General features: G+C 66.3%; 11 protein-coding genes and 1 tRNA gene. 4 read left to right on the top strand and 8 right to left on the bottom strand.

The features are described 5' to 3' along the window. Window positions 1-314 precede the first annotated feature (314 nt). The 4 genes from R5W23_RS27515 to R5W23_RS27500 all read right to left on the bottom strand — a co-directional run bounded on the left by R5W23_RS27515 (window position 315) and on the right by R5W23_RS27500 (window position 7,661). Window positions 315-403, bottom strand: a tRNA-Ser gene (locus tag R5W23_RS27515). Between the two features lie 852 nt (window positions 404-1,255). Continuing rightward, complete coding sequence (locus R5W23_RS27510) at window positions 1,256-4,000, bottom strand: M14 family metallopeptidase (protein WP_320689130.1); 2,745 nt, start codon at window positions 3,998-4,000, stop codon at window positions 1,256-1,258. A 278-nt stretch (window positions 4,001-4,278) separates the two neighbouring features. Beyond that, window positions 4,279-7,125, bottom strand: a complete 2,847-nt coding sequence (locus R5W23_RS27505) for an alpha/beta hydrolase family protein (RefSeq protein WP_320689129.1) — start codon at window positions 7,123-7,125, stop codon at window positions 4,279-4,281. A gap of 179 nt (window positions 7,126-7,304) precedes the next feature. After that, on the bottom strand, window positions 7,305-7,661 hold the full coding sequence (locus R5W23_RS27500) for a hypothetical protein (RefSeq protein WP_320689128.1): 357 nt from the start codon (window positions 7,659-7,661) through the stop codon (window positions 7,305-7,307). A gap of 117 nt (window positions 7,662-7,778) precedes the next feature. Between R5W23_RS27500 and R5W23_RS27495 the strand changes: the two genes are divergently transcribed. Together R5W23_RS27495 and R5W23_RS27490 are read left to right on the top strand one after the other, a co-directional pair. Then, complete coding sequence (locus tag R5W23_RS27495) at window positions 7,779-8,402, top strand: 5-formyltetrahydrofolate cyclo-ligase (RefSeq protein ID WP_320689127.1); 624 nt, start codon at window positions 7,779-7,781, stop codon at window positions 8,400-8,402. 5 nt (window positions 8,403-8,407) lie between these two features. Next, on the top strand, window positions 8,408-8,587 hold the full coding sequence (locus R5W23_RS27490; RefSeq protein WP_320689126.1) for a hypothetical protein: 180 nt from the start codon (window positions 8,408-8,410) through the stop codon (window positions 8,585-8,587). 272 nt (window positions 8,588-8,859) lie between these two features. Here R5W23_RS27490 and R5W23_RS27485 read toward each other — a convergent pair whose 3' ends face one another. The 4 genes from R5W23_RS27485 to R5W23_RS27470 all read right to left on the bottom strand — a co-directional run bounded on the left by R5W23_RS27485 (window position 8,860) and on the right by R5W23_RS27470 (window position 15,951). Next, a complete protein-coding gene (locus R5W23_RS27485) occupies window positions 8,860-9,843 on the bottom strand; it encodes a histone deacetylase family protein (protein ID WP_320689125.1) in 984 nt (327 codons plus the stop codon). Window positions 9,844-9,929: 86 nt separating this feature from the next. Further along, entirely contained in the window at window positions 9,930-11,009 is a 1,080-nt protein-coding gene (locus R5W23_RS27480) for a type IV pilus twitching motility protein PilT (RefSeq protein ID WP_320689124.1), read from the bottom strand. A 132-nt stretch (window positions 11,010-11,141) separates the two neighbouring features. Next, complete coding sequence (locus R5W23_RS27475) at window positions 11,142-14,468, bottom strand: DUF1549 domain-containing protein (protein WP_320689123.1); 3,327 nt, start codon at window positions 14,466-14,468, stop codon at window positions 11,142-11,144. A 37-nt stretch (window positions 14,469-14,505) separates the two neighbouring features. Continuing rightward, the gene (locus tag R5W23_RS27470) at window positions 14,506-15,951 is read right to left on the bottom strand and encodes a WD40 domain-containing protein (protein WP_320689121.1); all 1,446 of its coding nucleotides are present in this window, start codon (window positions 15,949-15,951) and stop codon (window positions 14,506-14,508) included. 476 nt (window positions 15,952-16,427) lie between these two features. On the opposite strand from R5W23_RS27470, the gene R5W23_RS27465 reads away from it, so the two are divergent. Both R5W23_RS27465 and R5W23_RS27460 read left to right on the top strand, forming a co-directional pair. Continuing rightward, a complete protein-coding gene (locus tag R5W23_RS27465) occupies window positions 16,428-17,756 on the top strand; it encodes a nucleotide sugar dehydrogenase (RefSeq protein ID WP_320689120.1) in 1,329 nt (442 codons plus the stop codon). Between the two features lie 312 nt (window positions 17,757-18,068). Continuing rightward, complete coding sequence (locus tag R5W23_RS27460; protein ID WP_320689119.1) at window positions 18,069-18,230, top strand: RNA polymerase sigma factor; 162 nt, start codon at window positions 18,069-18,071, stop codon at window positions 18,228-18,230. Window positions 18,231-18,310: the final 80 nt, after the last annotated feature.

Here is an 18,310-nt window from a genome sequence, read left to right as displayed (position 1 = left end):
CTGTCCACCTTTCGTGGGGAACTTCAGTGCTCAGTTACGTGTGCTTCCGCGCTCCGGGCGTCCCCTTCTTGACCCGCCTGTCGTTCGCGTCGAGCCAGTAGACGTACCGGACCTCTTGCAGGCTCGCCACCGCAGCACCGCCTTTCGTGCGGCCGGTGCAAGTCACCCCGCATGCAACCCGGCATGCAATTTTAGGCGTTGTGGAGTGGCAACCCTTGTCTCGGGAGGGCTCGGAGTGGCAGGGCGCGAGGAGGTCCAGGAAACGAAAACCCCTGGTTTCCCAGGGGTTTTCGCGACACTAAGTGTCATTTGAGCGGAGAGGGCGGGATTCGAACCCGCGGTGGGGTTTTACCCCCACGCCGCTTTAGCAAAGCGGTGCTTTCGACCACTCAGCCACCTCTCCGTAACAATCAAAAGCAAACACTCAAGACAATTCCAGTGTTCCATCGACGTTCAGCATTACTAAAATCGACACAACCAGCAATGTAATTGTTGTTGTGAGCAGGCAGCCACAAAACATTTCAGTTTTCGAGAGCACCCTGTTCGGCCCTTAAACCGAGTGAAGTAACGCTTGGGGAAGTCTATTGGTTCGCGTGCGTCGAATCAATCCCCTAACCGCTCGAAGAAGTAGTACGTGAAATTTCTCCTGGCCTCGCACGGGTGCCGTGCATCGCAAAAGAATATTACGGTAATCGTTCACGGCCGTACATTCCGCGAGGCTCGAGGACCCAAGCGGCGCGATCCAGCCACCGGTGTGCGAAGGCGCGTACGCTCGTGTGGTCGTGTTGATTCCCCAAGACGGCCCGTATTCCCCCGGCAAGCAGCTCGTTCTCCAATCCTGGCGCTCATCCGCGTGGATCGGGAGTCGGGCCAATTCGCCCCACGGCGAGGCGGACCGGTGGACCATCACGTTTTTGCCTTCCGATTTCACAAACACACTGCGGGCGTGGCGAACGCCCGCAGTCACCGGTAGAAGGCGCCCGCGGGCTCCCCTGGCGTACTTACACACGGCTCGCACCGGCTGTCTCCTTGAGGGCACGAAAGCGGCACCCGACAAGGAACGGTCAAGCACCGCTCCCGGTTCTCGACCACCCAAACACGGCGAACGTGCCGGTACTCCATTGCCGTGTTGGACGGCCAGCCGAGTCAGGGCGATCCGCTGGTCCCGTTGTCGGCCGATCTATCCCTCCCACCCCCGGGCTCATTTGGGGGCACCAAATCGCCTCTTATTGCGTGGTGTTCCACACTACGCACCTCATCCGCCCGTTCCCGCGCGGCAAATCGCGTTAAAGACCAACTTGAACGTGGCATGAGGCTGTGCCCGATACAGCACCTGCGCCCCGTACACCACCACCCTTCCCTTACCGACTGCGGCGTCCAAGACCGCCGCCCCGCCGTCGAGGTACTCCTGTCCAAACGCCCAACCGCTCCGCAGCGGGGCCTTGCTCTCAAACCACCCCACGCGGTCCAGACCCGAACCGGCGGCCGGGGCGCGGAAGGTCGGGCTGTTGGCGAACATCACGTCCGTCTCATCACCCATACCCCACGCGAGCGGGTGCGCCGGGTCGACCTTCATTCGCAGGACCGACGGCGGAACGTAAAACTTGTCCCGCCCGAGCGCCTTTTCCTTGCCATCAGCGCCTTTTTCAACGAGGTGGTTCTCGATCTTCACCCCGAGCTGACCGGCCAGTGCGGTCGAGCTACCGATGGTGAGCAGCGTGCCCCCGGCAGCAACGAACTTCTTCAGCTCAGGCACGGTCTTGGCCGGGGTGATACTCCCGCGGCGGCCGCGGAACTCGGCCGGCAGCCCCAGTTCGTCCACCACGTTCGATTCCGGCGGCTGGTCCCCGCCCCCGCCGCCCCCGCCGCCCCGCGCACCGCCCATGCCGTCCACAAGGACGATCACGTCGAACTGCTCGCGTAGCTTGCCGCGGTCCAGGTCCGGCGGGTAGACCACGGTGAACGGGAACTCGAACTGCTCGAACAGCCACCGGGTCCACCCGGACGGCATCGACCCGCCGTATCGGTCCACCAGCGCGACCCGCGCCGGCTTGAGGGCCACGGCCTCGACCCCGGGGGCCTCCGGGCTACCCACGAAGCGGGTGCCCAGGGCCTTCGCGATCACCTCCAGGCGCTTCTGCGTGCCCGCCTTCTTGGTGACGAAGAACATCCCGGCCGGGTGCTTCACGCCGCCGACCGCGACCGGCTTCGTCAGCCGCCGCACCTCTTCCCCCGCGGCGAGCAACTGGTTCACCGCGCGGAACGCGTCGTTGGTCCGCGGGTGCAGGAAGAACCCGACCGCCCTGTCTGCGTCGACTACCTGTGCCGGGGGCGGTGGTATTTCGTTCTTCAGCTCCTCGAACGGCCCGGTCACGGCATCCAGGACGCGGTCGAACTGAACCCCCATCTGGAACGCCAGTGTGTACCCAGCGGCGTCGTAGGGCGGGGTCGGCGGCGCGCCCGGGTAGGCGAAGTCGTCCGGGTGGTCCTGCGGCTCGAACATGTCGAGCACGTGCGCCCGGAACGCCTGAGCAGACTTCACGACGTAGGAACCGGGCGGATACTTCTTCCCGCCGGTAGTGAACGCGCCGGTCGCGCGGTGGACCGACACGCCCGTACCGGTGAGCGTGTTGACGAACTTGGTGGCGGTGAGGAAGTCCGGCTGGTCGGACGGAATGACGTAGGCGCGGGCGTCGCGCTTGGCGGGGTCGCGGAAGAACTTCTGGTACGCGTCCGTGCCGCGGCCCCCCTTCGCCGCCGCCACGACCTTGGGCGTCACGGTCCAGCTATCTTTTCCGCCCCGCTCAATCGCGTTCTTGCCCATGAGCCAAATGTTGTACAGGAGCGGCTCGCGGTGCCGGGAGGCGTAATCGAGCACCGCCCGGTTCGCGGTCACGGAGTACTCGACGGACTGCCGGAAGTGCCACTCTTGCGGCGCGACGGGGGCGAGCAGGTCGGCCCGAGGGAGTTGGAGCGCCGGGTTGAACGGGATGCGCGACGGCGTGGGGCTGCCGATCGTCTCCGTGAGCAGCCCGATCATGTTGTGGAAGTACGCGGTGGTGCGGAGCCCGCCGTTGAACCACGTAGAGTAGCGGGCGCCGGAGCGGGTGGTGGCGCCGGGCTTGTCCTCCGCCAAGAACCGCTGCATCATCGCCGCGCCGACGGCGTCGATCCCGCTGACGACGAGCGGGTCGAAGTTGTAGTTGAACGGGTCGCGGAACGGCGGGCAGAACAGCACCGTGCCGGGCGGGCCGGTCTGGTGGTGGTTGTACACGATCTGCGGGAGCCACTCGCGGTACATCACGCGGTTCATGTTCCGCGTCTCGGCCTGCGTGTTGGCGTAGAAGTCGCGGTTGTTGTCGTGGCCGATGTACTTCTGGTACAGCCGCGGGAGCCCGCCCAGCGAACGCTTCTTGGGCTCCTTGTCGCGCATGTACCAGTCCGCGACGAGGTCGTGCCCGTCCGGGTTCGCGTGGACGAACAGGATGATGACGTCGTCGAGGATGCGGAGCGATTCGGCGTCGGTCGCGCTCACGAACCGGTAGATCGTTTCGGCCAGCGCCTGGGCGCACAGGGTCTCACTGGCGTGCAACCCGCCGTCGATCCACACCACCGCCTTCCCTTCGGCCGCGAGCCGCTTCGCGACCTCGGGCGTGACCCCCTCAGCGTTCGCGAGTTGTTTCGCGACGGCCTGGTAGCGCGCGAGCCGCTTGTGGTTCGCGGGCGCGGTAACGACGGCCATCAGTTGGGGGCGCTGCTCGGCCGTCTTGCCGATGTCCACCACCTTGATGCGGTCGGACTCTTTTTCGAGCTTCGCGAGGTACGCGGCGTACTGCTCGTAGTTGGCCAGGCAGTAGTCGTCACCCAGGTTGAAACCGAAGTGCGCCTTCGGTGCGGTGACCTTCGGCGCTGGCGCGGGTTCGGCCGAGCGCAGCGCCTCGTGCGGGGACAGGAACACCGTCCCGCTTAGCACGAGTGCGAGAGCGACGAGTCGACGCATAAGGAGTCTCGGCGGTGTGCGAAGTGATGGCGGGGTTGCGAGTGCCCGGTGGGCAGAAGACAGAGCACTCACCACGAAGCAGCCCCGCGTGCGGGAGAACGATCAACACAAAGGAACACGACGAAAACGAGAATGAGGTGCCAGGGCGCGAACACATTGCACGTCAAAACTCCGCGCAACGCCCCTCGCGTTACTAACGTACCACGAAAGAACGTGGCACTTCTCTTCGTGCTCCTTTGTGTTTCCTTTGTGCCTCTGTGGTGAGTCTTTCTGCCCCTTTACTTCTTCTTCGGGTTCTTCACGTACGTGTCGAGCCACGCGATCCACCGCGCCCAGAGGTCGAGGTTGGTTTCGCGGCTGATCGGCCCGTGGCCCTCGTAGGGGTACATGTAGAGTGCGGCCGGCTTGCCGAGCCCGTCGAGGGCGGCGAACAGGGCCTCCGAGTTCATCGGGTGGGTGCCCACGTTCGCGTCCTCCATCCCGTGGTACATCAGCAGCGCGCCGTTGATCTGGTTGGCGCGGAGCAGCGGGGACATCTCCAGGTAGGTCTCGCGGGCGTCCCACAGTTGCCGCCGCTCGCTCTGGAACGTCATGCTGGTGAGGGTGCGGTTGTAGCACCCGTCGCCCGCGATGCCGGCCTTGAAGAACGGCGTGTGGGTCAGCGCGTTCGCGGTGCTGAACGCCCCGTAACTGTGCCCCCCGCACGCGAGCCGGTCGCGGTCGATGAGGCCCCGCTTGTCGCACTCGTCGATGGCGGCCCACAGGCCGTTCCGCAGGTCCGAGACGTAGTTGTCGTTCATCTTCCCCGCCGGCCCCACGATCGGCACGTCGGGTTCCACCACCGCGTACCCGGCGAGCGTCAGGATCGCGACGTGGCGCGGGGTCGGGCCGGTGAACCGCCCCGGGCCGACGGCCGCGGCCCCGCCGCGCCCGGCCTTCTGGTCGTAGTCCGCCTGGTCCGTGTACTCGCGCGGGTAGATCCAGAACAGCGCCGGGAGCTTCCCCTCCGCCTTCGGCGGCAGCGTCACCTTGACCCAGAACTTGAACCCGTCCACCCGCGTCACGCGGAACCGCTCGGTCTTCAGTTCGTGGAACCACGGCGCGCGGTCCACGTTGTTGGTCAGCTTGGTGACCTTGCCGGTCGCCGGTTCGGTCATGAAGCAGTTGGGGACGACCTTCGTGTTCTGCCGCGTAGTAAATACGCGGGTGATGTCGTCCCCGTCCACGGCGTCAACCGTTTCGGGCAGGTCGGACTTGCTCTCGAACACCCGCGTCTTCTTGCCGGTCGTGATATTGATCGCGTCGATGTAGGGCCGCGGCTGGCTCGCCTCGCCCGCGCCGCGGCCGCGCTCGGTCCCGGACAGGTACACCTCGCCCGCGCCCGACACGCGAACGGCGCTCCCGCCGGCGACCGGCTTCGAGAGCAGCCCCACGCCGAACGTCGCGCCCCCGCGGAACCCCGGCGGCTGTTCGCGCTCGGCCGGCTCGTTCTTTTTGGGCGGTGCGTCGCCTTTTTTAGGCGCGCCGAACCCGGTCCCGCCGCGCGAGACCACATAACTCTTCTTCGGGTCGGCCAGATCGACCGCCGTGATTTGCCGCGCCGAATCGACCGTCTGCGACACGAACAGCCACTTGCCGTCGGCTGAATACTGCGCGGCGGTGATCCGGTTCGGGGACTCGTACACCACCTTCGCGTCGTCCTTACCGAACGGCGGAAGCCACTGCATCACGCGGTCCTTGCGGGCCGTTTTCGTGTCGTCCTTCTTGGCCTCGTCCTTTTTCACATCCTTCTTGGCCTCGTCCTTCTTGTCGTCCTTGCCGGTCGGCTCCAATTGCAGGAACGACATCCCCTTCCCGTCCGGGCGCCAGTTCAGGTCGCGCTTGGCGTCCGGGTCGAACGGCTCCGGCGCCACCGGCGTCGGGTCGTCCGGGTTCATGGGGTTCGTCGGCACCGGCTGCGTCGGGTTCGGAACCATAGGTTGCGTCGGATCGGTCACGGGCACCCCGCCCTTCCCGCCGGCGCCCTTCGTGAGCCCGCCTTTCGGGGCGGTCGGGGCCGTCGGCGCGGGCGCCGCCGGCTGGGGCTCCCCTTCGCGCAGGTTCCGGTCGGACAGCGTCACGAGCGACTGCCCCCGCCCGTCCCAGACGGCCTCCAGCGCGCCGAACCGTTGGAACGGCGCGTAGTACGAGAACGGCTTCTTCACCGTCGAGACGCGAAACGCCCCTTCGCCCGGCGCGGCGCTGACGCTTCGCACCATCGCCGGCTCGCCGACATTCGTGACCGACCCGTCCGCGACGCGCACGAGCGCCACCTGCCCGGTGAGCAGGTGCTCCAAAAGGCGCATCTGGTACGGCGATTCGAGCAGGTAGCGGTAGGTCCGCGACGGGTCCTTGCCGTCGCGGGCGACGCGCACCTTGGGGCTGTCCGCGACACCCGGCTGCGGCACGGGGCGCTTGCCCCCGTCGGGCAGGAGCACGGTCTGGAGCCGGGTCCCGTCGAGCGTCCACTGAAGCGTAGTTACAAGCGTCGCAAGAACGGGCGTCTTTGTGATCTGGCGGCACGCGCCGGTCTCGGTATCGGCCACGCAGATGTGGGTAGCGTCGGAGAACAGCGCCAGGAACGCGAGCTTGGAACCGTCCGGGGACCACGCCGGGCTCGCAACCCGGGCACCGGCGGGCGCCTTCACGGGCACCGTGCGGTTCTCGACCGGAAAGAACAGCTCGAACGCCTCCGCACTGTTCACCCACAGGTCGCGAGAGCGGCAGGCCACCGGGTCGAACGCCATTTCCGCGAGGTGGACGCAGGGGCAGCCGAGGCGCTCGACCGGGGGCAGCGCGTCGCGCTTGACGACGAGGAACTTTCGCCCGTCGGGGCTCAGGTTCGTGAGCGCCACGATTTCACCACGGGACGCGAGTACCGCGTCAGCGATGTCTTTCGGCGGCAGCAGGTACGACTCGCGGCTTAGCGGCGTCAACTCGGTCGGTGCCGGGGCGCCCATCAGCCGCGGAGCCGGTGCCCGCTCTACGGCTGGCATATCGGCAGCTTCGGCGTGGAGCAACCCGGCGAGGGCGATGAGCCCGACGCACGCGGCCGAACGGCGGAGGAAATGGCAGGTTCCTCGCATGGTCCGGTTCCTTGCATTTGGTGGGGGAACGGCTCGGGGAGAGGTGCGGGCCGCGGTAGCACTGTTGTACCCGCCGGCGGACGTGCGGTCGCGTCAAGCGCCTCCTTCACATCGGGCTCTCATAATTTCAGGCCGCCGCAGGGCGAGTTGCCCGTACGAGCCCACCGCCCCGCGACCCTTCACGCCACGCTGCGCTCGCGCCGGACCGGGGGGCCAATCGTATCGAACAGCGCCTGGAGCCCGTGGACGTGCTTGCAACAGTAGGCGTGACGGTGCTCGCCGTGGTACACGGCGTCGGGGCAGGTACAGTGCCAGTTCAGGTAACCGTCGGCGGTGCGTTCGGCGGCGATCTGGTACTCCTCGCGCCCGCCGGATACCACCCACGTCATCAGGCACCCGGGCTCGTCCGGGTCCGGATTACGATAAGTCACGCGGAACAGGTACGGGGCCGGTGCCCGCTTGCGATCCGGCCCGGGCAGGACAACGGTTACAATCGCATATCGCTCGGGCGCCTCGGGCGCTTGTTTCTTGACCACATAGCACCTCAAGTCCTTGTTGGGGTTGGGAAAGTAATTTTATCCGAACAGATGTCCACTACGGATGTCCGTAGCCCGCCCGGTACATTTCCTTGAACACGAAACGGAGCGGCGCCGATGGACGACAAGACGCAACCGACCGACGCGCAGACGCTGAAGCAGTTCATCCGCGAGCTGGCGCGCAAGAACCGCGTCGCGCAGAAGAACAAGGATCCGCTCAGCCGCGACATCTGCGCGAAGTTCGTCGCGCTACCGGCTTACGCGTCGGCCAAAACGGTGATGTGGTACGTGGACGCCGGCAGCGAGGTGCGCACCCGCCACACCTTGCCCGACGCGCTCAGACACGGCAAGCGGGTCGTCGTCCCGTGGTGCGTGGTCGAGACGAACGAACTCGAGCTGTTCCTGCTCGAAGACATGAGCGAACTGGTCGAAGGGGCGTACAAGATTTTGGAACCGAAAGAGGAACTCCGGAACCTCCCGGCGAAGAAGGTGCAGCCGGAGGAACTGGATCTCGTGATGGTTCCGGGCACCGCGTTCGACCTGCGCGGCGGGCGGATGGGTCAGGGTAAGGGCTACTACGACCGGTTGCTCGCACGCGCCCGCCCGGACGCTCCCCTGGTGGCGATCGGGTTCGACTGCCAAATCTTCGAAGAGATCCCGGTCGCCGCGCACGACGTGTTCATGGACCAAGTGCTGACCGAGGTCCGCACCATCACCGGAAAGGGCCGCGGCGCGGCGTGAGCCTCATGTCCGACCGCGCCCCAAAAAATCCGCTCTGGCAATCCGTCGCGCTCCGGCTGATTCTGATCTGGCTGATCGGCTGGGGAACGATCGTGTGGTTCCGTGGGTGCCTCACCCCGGCGACCCGCGACGAGTTGCGCGAGACCCACCAGAAAGCGCTCCCGTCGGAGCCGGCCAATCGTTGATGCTGTGCTCCGATTCGAGCGGCTGAACATAGCCCGTTCCCAGAGCGGTTATCGGCACATTCGGCATTCCCCACCGCCCACCAGCAGCAGCTTGAGGGTAGCAACACACCAGTGAATCGGCAGTTTACGGCCGGCGGTTGTCCGTCGCGTGTCCAGTCGGCGGCAGCCGGCATGAGACTGTAACTCCCGTTACAGCCCTGCGAGTTGACGCCGGGCGAAGGGGTCACGTCACCCACGCCCGGCTACCGGCTTCGTGCCGGTGCGACACGCGATCACACCATCTCAGCCCACGTCCGACCGATTGGGTACCGCCGCAGCAGTTCGATCGCTGTGTTCGCCACCAACCGATAGCTCTCGCGACTGTACCCACCGCTCAGCAACATGATGGTAGGAACTCCTCTGCACCGCAGTTGTTCGATCACGTACAGGTCGCGAGCCAGAACGTCCGCCGCCGTCAGCCCCAGCCCGCCCAGCGCGTCACCGGCGAATACGTCGGTCCCGGCGTTGTACACGGCCAGCCGGACCCGCCCGGACCGATGCACCGAGTCCAGAAACCCCGGAAGCGTCAGGTTGAGCAGACGCATGTACTCGCCCCCAGTGCAGCGATCCGGAAGCGGAACGGCACAGTCGATCCGGCGCCGGGCCTCCTGGTCGTGTGCGGGGTAAATGTGTGGGTTGAAGGCGTCGTACAAGAAGACCCCGGGATCGGAGCGGAAGTGGTGACAAACGCCGTTCCCCTGGTGCGCGTCGAGATCGACGTGGACCACTCGGTCCTCGGCAGCCAGTACCCCGGCGGTTCGTAACCCGTGAACGAGGTGGGCGACATCGTTGAAGACGCAAAAGCCCTCGCCGCCGTTCGGCCGTGCATGGTGGTACCCCCCGGACAGGTTAAGCGCGAGGCCGTGCGTCAGAGCCTCGCGGGCGGCCACAAGCGACCCGGCCACCGCCCACCGCATCGGCCGGAGGACCGCGCGCCAGACGGCCCACGCAGGCAGCCGGCGCAGGAGTGGCAGTTCCAGCACCCGGGCGAGTTCGCACGGGTCGTTCAGCCGCGTGAGGTACGCCGGATCGTGGGTGGCCGCGAGTTCCGCGACCGACACCGGGCCGGGAACCCCGACCCATGCGCGGTCGCGCAGCCGTCGCCCTACACTTCCGATGGCACGCCACGCCCGGCCGTACTTTCGTGAGTCGAACGGGTGCAACCGCTCCAGCCCGAGAAACCCAATGTTGTACCGGCGGGTGTAGACGAGTTTCATCAACGCACCTTTGCACGATCCGGTGCGATCGTCCGGTCAAGGGGTCGCTCGCGCCAGGATGCGGCTAACCCAGGCCCGTCACGCTGTCACTGGTGAAGGAACCGCACGTCGCGGACGTTCTGCTCCGCGACGGCCCGCGTGATCTTGCCCGTTCGGAACAGCAGTCGCACCGACTCGTCGCAGGTCCACATGCCGTCTTCGCGCCCGGTTTGGATGCAGTTGTCGATGCTCTCGACCTTGTTCTGACGAATCGCACTCGCCACCGGGTGCGTGTTCCACAGCACCTCCAACGCGAGGTGCCGCTTCTCGCTCTTCTGCACACTCGGCAGCAACCGCTGGCTGACGATCGCCCGGAGACTCATCGCCAGTTGCGATCGAACGCCGGAGTGCGCATCCGGCGGGAACAGGTCCGGTAACCGGGTGATCGCGCCCTTCGCGTCGCGGGTGTGAAGCGTGCTGAACACGAGGTGGCCCGTTTCGGCGGCACTCAGCGCCATTTGCGCGGTCTCTCGGTCGCGTACCTCGCCCACCAGAATCACGTCGGGGTCCTGGCGCAACCCGTACTTCAGCCCGTCGGCGAACGAGAGGACATCGCCCCCGACCTCGCGCTGGGTGACGACCGAGTTGGGCTCGCGCGGGAACCGGTACTCGACCGGCTCTTCCACCGTGATGATCCGGTACCCGCCCGCCTCGTTGATCTGGTTGACCAGCATCGCCAGGGTGGTCGATTTGCCCGATCCGGTCGCGCCGGTGACGATCACCAGCCCGTCGCGCAGCGCAACGAGCCGAGCCGCCAGATCCGCCGGGAAACCGGCCCACGTGAGATCGGGAATTGCATCCGGGATGAGCCGGAAGCAGCCCCCGGTGTCACCACCGGCCAGAAACAGGGTCGCGCGGAACCGTGTCGATTTGCCACCGATTTCGCACTCGAACGAATAGTCCGCGTTCTTGCTGTCCTGAAGCCGCTGGGCCACATCTTCCGGGCACGACGAGAGCAACAGCGGTTCCGTGTCGGCCGACGTGAGCAGCGCTTCGGGCAGCTCGATCAGGTCACCGTGCAATCGAATAACAGGCGGGTGCCCGGCGACAATGTGCAGGTCCGAGGCGCCGGCCTGCACGGCCCATTCGAGCCACTGAAGGAGTTTGTCCGCGATGCGTGCCGCCATGCCTTCGCCCCCCGCGTCCGGACCGGTCCCGACCGCGGCATCATAGCAAGCGCCGGCGTTAAAAATGATGAGTCGCTCGCACGGTCTCCGAACTGCGATCGGGGCACCGAGAATGGCGCCCCGGCCGTCACATCAGTGGTTGAACAGGAAGGCGGGGCTGTTCACCAGCGCCCACACCACGTCCTGTGCGCCGAGCACGCGCGGGTCGGACGGCGGGGGGCTGGCCGCTTCCGCCGCAAGCCGCGCGTACTCCTTATCCTGTGCCAAGTACATCTGCCGCAGTTGCGCCTGCTGAGCCGGCGTGCGCTGCTCGGCCGGCGTGTCCAGCAGGGCCGCCTGCTGCGGCGTCAGCGGGCTCTGGAGCCGCGGGTTCGGGTCCGAAGTCACCGAGAGCCGAAACTTGCCGATCGTGTGCTTACCCCCGTACCGCTGATCCAGCACGGCGGTGAACTGTGCCCCCACCGGGCTGCTCACCGGCTTATCGAACTTGAACAGCGCCGCATTGTCCTGCCCCAGCCGCCCCGCGGTTGCCCACCCGGTAGCCGGATTGTTGTCCACCGCAAACGCCGCCGGGAAGCCATTCTGGGCGAAAACCTGCTCGGCCGCGGTCAGCTTGAGCGGCACCGGGTTGCCGTCGGGTTTGTCCAGCGGCCGGTACGTCACCCGCAGTTCGTTGAGCACGAAGTTGCCGTTCTCGGCGCGACCCGGCCCTTTCGCGGGCAGGGTCGGGTCGGACAGAACCTCGAGCCGTAACGCGGTGAGGGGCCGATCCGTCTCGACAAGTCCGATCACGGTGTACGAGTCCGTCTCGGCCGCCGGCCCGGCGGCGAGCAGCACCCCGTCCTTGCTAAGTTGGAGCTTCGTACCTGCCGCTTGAGCCTGCGCGCGGCGTACGTCGAGCACGGTCCACGCGGTCGGCTTCTGCGCCCGCAGCCCCTCCTCCCAAACCTGCTGTTTGGCGGCCACGGTGGCTTTGTACGCGTTGAACGCGTCGGCCTTGGGTTTGTACTCGGCCAGCATCTTGGCGTGGTAGTCGCCGGCGCCGCGGAGGGCGTCCACCGCCGCCGCCCGTTCGCTCGCCGTCGGGCGGCGGTTCAGCACCGACAGGAAGATCTGTTCGACCACCTTCGTGTCATCCTTTTCGGACTGCACGAACTGGTTCAGCCGGCTGTTGGGGTCTTTGATCGCCTCCGCAACCACCGGGCCGCTGACCATCGCGAGCACCGGGCCGAGGTTCAGGCCCGAGCCGCGTTCGCACTCGCACGAGCTCTCCCGCACCGGCTTGTTGAACAGTTCCAGGAACCCCCCGGGCAGTTCGACGTTGCTGTCCACCAGTTGCGCGGCGCGGGAGCCGGCGGGCAACCCGGGCAGTTTCGACTGCGAGCCGGTCGCGCGGTGGATGGCGTCGAACAGCACCTCCGCGGGGAGGCGCCGCGCGAGCGCGTGCGAGTAGTTGATCTCGTCGTCCTTGTTCCACTTGTTCGTGGCCAGCGAGAGCTGGTAGGTCCGGCTCTTACAGATGGTTTTCACAAGCTTCTGCGTGTCGAACCCGGACTTGATGAAGTCCGCGGTGAGGGCGTCGAGCAGTTCGGGGTTGGTGGGCGGGTTCCCGGCGCGGATGTCGTCGATCGGCTCGATCAGCCCGACGCCGAGCAGGTAGCTCCACATCCGGTTGACGTAGCTCTTCGCGAAGTACTGGTTCTGCGGGGAAGTGATCCACCGCGCCACCTCTTCGCGCCGCACGCCCCCCTTCGGCAGTTCCGCGGCGACCGCGTACGGGAAGTACGGTTTCGCGGTCTCGCCGGTGCGCTCGTGCTTGATCTCGCCGCCCTTCTTGTCGGTGATGACCTCGACCAGCGGCTTCGCCCCCTCCACCGCGGTACCGCCGATCTTCTGCCCCTTGAACTTCGGGTCCTCGGCGCGCCCCACCTGCGCGAAATACGCGGCCAGACCGTAATACTGGTCCTGGGTCCACTTCTCGAACGGGTGGTCGTGGCACTTGTTGCAGTTGAACCGCACCGCCAGGAACAGTTGCGTGGTGTTCTCCATCACCGCGTCGGGCTCGCGGAGGGTCTTGTAGTACGCGGCGGGCGGGTTCTCGACGTTCGAGCCGCTGGCGGTGATGATCTGGTAGGCGAACGTGTCGTAGGGCCGGTTCTCCGCCACGGCGTCGCGGATCCACTTGCGGAACGCGGTCGCACCCACGTCCCCGAGGAACTTCCGGTTCACCATGAGCAGGTCGGCCCACTTGTTGGCCCAGTGCTCGACGAACGGCTCGCTCCCGACCAGTGCGTCAATGACCGCGTCGCGCTTCTCGCGCAGCGGGCGTGCGTCCGCGAGAAACGCCTGCACCTGTTCGGGGGTCGGGGGGAGGCCGGTCAGGTCGAGGTACACCCGGCGCAGGAACGAGGCGTCGTCCGTCAGCCCGCTGGCCTGAACCTTGACCTTCTTCAGCTTCTGGTCCACCAAATCATCGACGTAGTTGTGAACGGCCTGAGGCTTCCACTCGAACCCCGACCGGTCGCCCATGACGACCACGGTGCTCGCGGCGTACACGCCCTCGTAGCGGGCCAGCATCGTGGCCTCACCGCGGCGCGCGGTGCTCACGAGCCCCGCCCGGTCCACCGTGACGACCTCGGTGTTGCTGCTCTCGACGAACGTCTCGGCGGTCACGTCGCGGACGCGCCCGTCCGCGTAGGTCGCGATGGCGGCGAACTGCTGCTTCTGACCGATACGGCCGATGATGGGGTTCTTCGGGAAAATCTCGAGCGACCGCACCCGAACGGCGTCCAGGTCGAGCTTCACGCCCTGGGCGATCCACCGGCGCACGACCTCGTAGTACGGGTCACCGGCGGCCATCGTGACGCCCCCCTGGTGCGGCACGGCGCCGGCCGGCTTCATCAGCATCAGGCTCTTTTCCGGCGCCGCACGATTGAACCGGCGGCCCTCAAGATCGTCGGTCAGTGCGCGGTAGTCGTAAACGGGGTCGTACCCGCGGAGCGACAGTTTGAAGCCGTTCTTGCCGGCTTGTGCCCCGTGGCAGGTGCCCTGATTGCAACCGAGTTTACTCAAAACCGGCTGCACGTCCGTGACGAAGCTGACCGGTTTATCCTCCGCCGTGCCCGTCACCGCGAGCGGGACGCGGACGGCTTGCCCAGCCAGGGCAATTTCGATCTCCCCGGCGCCGTCGGCCACGGGACGCACCAGTCCCGCCGGGCTGACGGTTGCGGCCTTCGGAGCCGTTACCTTCGCGATCCGGGTCACGTCCACCACGTCCCCACCGTCGAGCGTGGCGGTGACGAGCAACTGCGCGTACGAGAACGGTCCGGCGAGTTGCACCTTTGCGGGGTGGGCGGTGAGTCTGACGACCTTCGCCCCGTCCGGGAGCTTTTCCTGTGCGAAGACCGCCGGCCCGAGCGCGAGGAGGAGCACAACGGCGGCGTATCGAAAGGGCTTCATGGGGAGGTCTCGAAGAGCGTTCTTGATTCGGTAGCGTTCACTTCTTGGGCAGCGCGACGAAGCTGTTCACGAGCTTGCCGGTCGCGGGGTCGTGGAGCCACACGATGCCATCGAACCCGGCGGAGGCGATCCGCTTGCCGTCCGGTTGCCACGCGACCGCATAGGCCGGACCGGTGACCTTCTCGCACACCACTTTCGCGCCGGAGGTGGAGTCGTAGACGCGCACCTCGCCCTTCCCGTCCAAACTGCTACACGCGGCGAACTTCGAACCGTCTGAATTGAAGGCCACGGCCGACACGCGGCCCGGCAGCGGCTCGTACTCGCGGATCTTGTTGGCGTCGTCGCCGATCTGCCGCTTCACCTCGCGGTGGATCTTGTAGAGCCTCGGCCGCCCGTCCGCGCCGGCGACAACCACCTCGTCGTACACCTTCTCGATGAACTTGCCGCCCTCATCCTGCGGGACCTTCGTCACCCGCCGCTCCTTCACCGGGCGCCGATCGACGGTGATGAGCCCCCCCTTGAGTGCACCGGGGGTAATGCTGGTGACGTTGTCCACGAACCGCTGGGTCTCCACCTCGGTCAGCTTCATGCTCATGTCGCGGCCGACCGAAATCAGGTGCGCCCCGTCCTGCGAGAACACCGTGCCGAGCACCCAGTCCGAGTGGGTGCCCATCTGAAGGGTCTGCTTACCACTGGCGGCATCGATCGCGCGGACGGTGTTGTCCGCGCACCCGAACGCCAGCGTCTTGCCGTCGGGAGACCAACTGACGCCGTACAGCGTGTCGAAGGTGACCGGGGCCGACAGCAGGAGTTTCTCGTCACCGGGGCGCCAGACCTGCACTTCACCGAACCGCCCGGGCGCGCCGCCGACCGCCGCGAGCTTCTTTCCGTCCGGCGAGAAGGCGAGCGACTGCACCCGCTCCGAGATCCCGATCAGCCGCGACCGCAGCTTGAGCTCTGTGGTGTCGTAAATCAGCACCTCGTGATACCCAGTGACCGCGAGCTGCGCGCCGTCGGGACTGAACGCGACCGCGGTCACCACCGGCGGGGCCGAGTACTTCGGCGGGTTCGACGCGTCCACAGCCGCAGCCTTCGCACTGGCGGGCGTGTCGTCAACGGCCCCCTGCGCGATCCAGTCGGTAATGAGCTTGATCTGAGCGGCCCCGAGCGGGTCACGCCCCTTGGGCATTTCCGCCTTGCCGGTGTTGTGGACCTTGATCTGTTCGACGAGGTAGCTCTGTGCCGGTTTGCCCGGAACCACGCCGACCTTCTCGCGCTCGCCGGCCTTCAGGAGGTCGGCGTGGGTGGTCATGACGTACCCGCCGAGCGGCTTGGCCGGCTGGTGGCACCCGTTACAGTGCTGCTGGAACACGGGGCGCACGTCTTTGTAATAGCTCACCTTCGGCGGCTCTTCGGCGCGTGCGGTAAGAGGCTGCGCCGCAGCAAGGGGGGCAACAAATACAAGAGCGCAAAACATCCGCATGAAGACGAACCTCGGCGGGAGGGCCTGACGGGCCGGAGGTTGGTGGGCAGGTGCCTCAGTGTAGCAACGGAACAATTACGCACGCAACAGCCCAGTTCCAGATTCTGGAGAATCCGCGCACGCAGAGGGGCGGACGACGGGGGGTTTAAAGAGCTTTTGACAGGATCAACAGGATTGACCGGATTCAAAGTCCAAAGCGCCCCGCGCGCCCCTTGTATTCATGTTCTAATCGTGTTGATCCTGTTAATCCTGTCAAAGCTCTTTAGCGCCGCCTGACAGGTTCCGCTTCAGCCGATTCAATCTCATAATTGAATGATCGATCACAAAACACCGTGCGAATCGGGCGGTCGCCGGTGCCGGGCTCGATTCGGAACGACTGATCTCACCTTGACACCAGCGGGCCGAACTTGCGAACATCCCACCCGTGGGGGGAGCGGAACGGAATCTCGCCCGGTCCAGGGACGGATGGGGGTCGCATGTCGGCGCTACTTTCGAGCTTGCTTGCGCGCATCGGGGATAAGACCGCAACGGTCGGAATCATCGGGCTCGGCTACGTCGGGCTGCCCCTCGCCCGCGCGTTCTCGAACGCGGGGTTCCGCGTCCTCGGCTTCGACATCGACACGGCGAAGGTTCAGAAGCTGAACGCCGGCAAGTCGTTCATCAAACAGATCCCGGACGCTACCGTCGCGGAAATGCGCGCTAAGGGGTTCGAGGCCACCGACCGGTTCGACCGTTTGGACGAGCCGGACGCGATCCTGATCTGCGTCCCGACCCCGCTGACCGAGGCGCGCGAGCCCGATCTCACCTACGTGGTGAACTCCGCGAACGCGATCGCCGGCCGGCTGCGCCCCGGTCAACTCGTGATCCTCGAAAGCACCACCTACCCGAGCACCACACGGAACGTGATGCTCCCGGTGCTGGAGCGGACCGGGCTGACGGCCGGCGCCGACTTCTTCGTGGCGTTCAGCCCCGAGCGCGAGGACCCGGGCAACCCGACCCACTCCGTCAGCCACATCCCGAAGGTGGTCGGCGGGCTGGACGACGGCAGCGGCGACGCCGCCTGCGCGCTGTACACCGCGATCGTGCCGAAGGTGGTCCGGGTCTCGACCCCCGAGGTCGCCGAGGCGTGCAAGATCCTGGAGAACACCTACCGCGCGATCAACATCGCGCTGGTGAACGAGATGAAGGTGCTCTACGACCGCATGGGCATCGACGTGTGGGAAGTCATCGACGCCGCGAAGACGAAGCCGTTCGGGTTCCAGGCCTTCTACCCCGGCCCCGGCCTGGGCGGGCACTGCATCCCGCTCGACCCGTTCTACCTGAGCTGGATCGCCCGGCACCACGGCATGACCACCCGGTTCATCGAACTGGCCGGCGAGGTCAACACCGCGATGCCCGGGTACGTGATTACCAAGGTGGCCGACGCGCTCAACGACGCCGGGAAGGCGGTCCGCGGGAGCAAGGTCGCGCTGCTCGGGATGGCGTACAAGAAGGACATCGATGACCCGCGCGAGTCGCCCAGCTTCGAGCTGCTCGACCTGCTGCTGAAGAAAGGCGCGAGCGTCACCTACAACGACCCGCACATCCCGTCGCTGCCGCGGATGCGGCACTGGCCGCACCTGGAGCCGATGCAGAGCCAGCCGCTCACCCCCGAGTACCTCGCGGCGCAGGAATGCGTGCTGATCGCCACCGATCACACCGCCTACGACTACGACTTCATCGTGGAGCACAGCAAACTCGTGATCGACACCCGTAACGCCACCAAAACCGTGAGCAGCGGGCGCGAGAAGGTCGTCCGGGCCTGACGGACGAATTCGGTCGTGGCCGTTCTCGCGGCCCGGCGCCATGAGGTCAGCACGTGACGACGCGCTGACCTCACGGCGTTTCGGGTCCGGTCGGTTCTCCGCACCACTTCTGATCGCAGTCCCACCTGCTCACCGAACAAACGGGCGACCGCCGGCCGATGGCTCTCTTTGCCGGCGCGGCTACGGTATCGGAAATCGTTCAGGAATTTCCGACGTCCGCCTCACCACCGGACACTCCCCTGCGATATGAACGTTCCGCTTTCCCGATTGGTGGCGACATTCGGCCCGGCCCTTTCGGACGGCGACTGACTCGTGCCATTCGTCCACGACCGAGACGAGGACGCTTTCACCGCCCTGGTCCACCGCCACGGACCGATGGTGTACGGCGTCTGCCGGCGGCTCCTCGGCAACTCCGCCGATGCCGATGACGCGTTCCAGGTGGCGCTGTACCTGAGCGCACCGGAGCCGCAGTGAGCCCTTCCTCCACGCAACCGGTATGTGTTTGGCGAACGCCGACACCGCGCGGGTGTCGGCGGAAGCAACCCGACACAACT

This window comes from Gemmata algarum, from assembly GCF_034097035.1.
GTDB lineage: Bacteria > Planctomycetota > Planctomycetia > Gemmatales > Gemmataceae > Gemmata > Gemmata algarum.
This window is presented reverse-complemented; position numbering and strand designations above follow the sequence as displayed.

Bases quoted from the DNA above. Each gene is read 5' to 3' on its own strand.
- R5W23_RS27510 (WP_320689130.1), bottom strand. From the start codon at position 4,000: ATGCGTCGACTCGTCGCTCTCGCACTCGTGCTAAGCGGGACGGTGTTC.
- R5W23_RS27505 (WP_320689129.1), bottom strand. From the start codon at position 7,125: ATGCGAGGAACCTGCCATTTCCTCCGCCGTTCGGCCGCGTGCGTCGGG.
- R5W23_RS27495 (WP_320689127.1), top strand. From the start codon at position 7,779: ATGGACGACAAGACGCAACCGACCGACGCGCAGACGCTGAAGCAGTTC.
- R5W23_RS27490 (WP_320689126.1), top strand. From the start codon at position 8,408: ATGTCCGACCGCGCCCCAAAAAATCCGCTCTGGCAATCCGTCGCGCTC.
- R5W23_RS27485 (WP_320689125.1), bottom strand. From the start codon at position 9,843: ATGAAACTCGTCTACACCCGCCGGTACAACATTGGGTTTCTCGGGCTG.
- R5W23_RS27480 (WP_320689124.1), bottom strand. From the start codon at position 11,009: ATGGCGGCACGCATCGCGGACAAACTCCTTCAGTGGCTCGAATGGGCC.
- R5W23_RS27475 (WP_320689123.1), bottom strand. From the start codon at position 14,468: ATGAAGCCCTTTCGATACGCCGCCGTTGTGCTCCTCCTCGCGCTCGGG.
- R5W23_RS27470 (WP_320689121.1), bottom strand. From the start codon at position 15,951: ATGCGGATGTTTTGCGCTCTTGTATTTGTTGCCCCCCTTGCTGCGGCG.
- R5W23_RS27465 (WP_320689120.1), top strand. From the start codon at position 16,428: ATGTCGGCGCTACTTTCGAGCTTGCTTGCGCGCATCGGGGATAAGACC.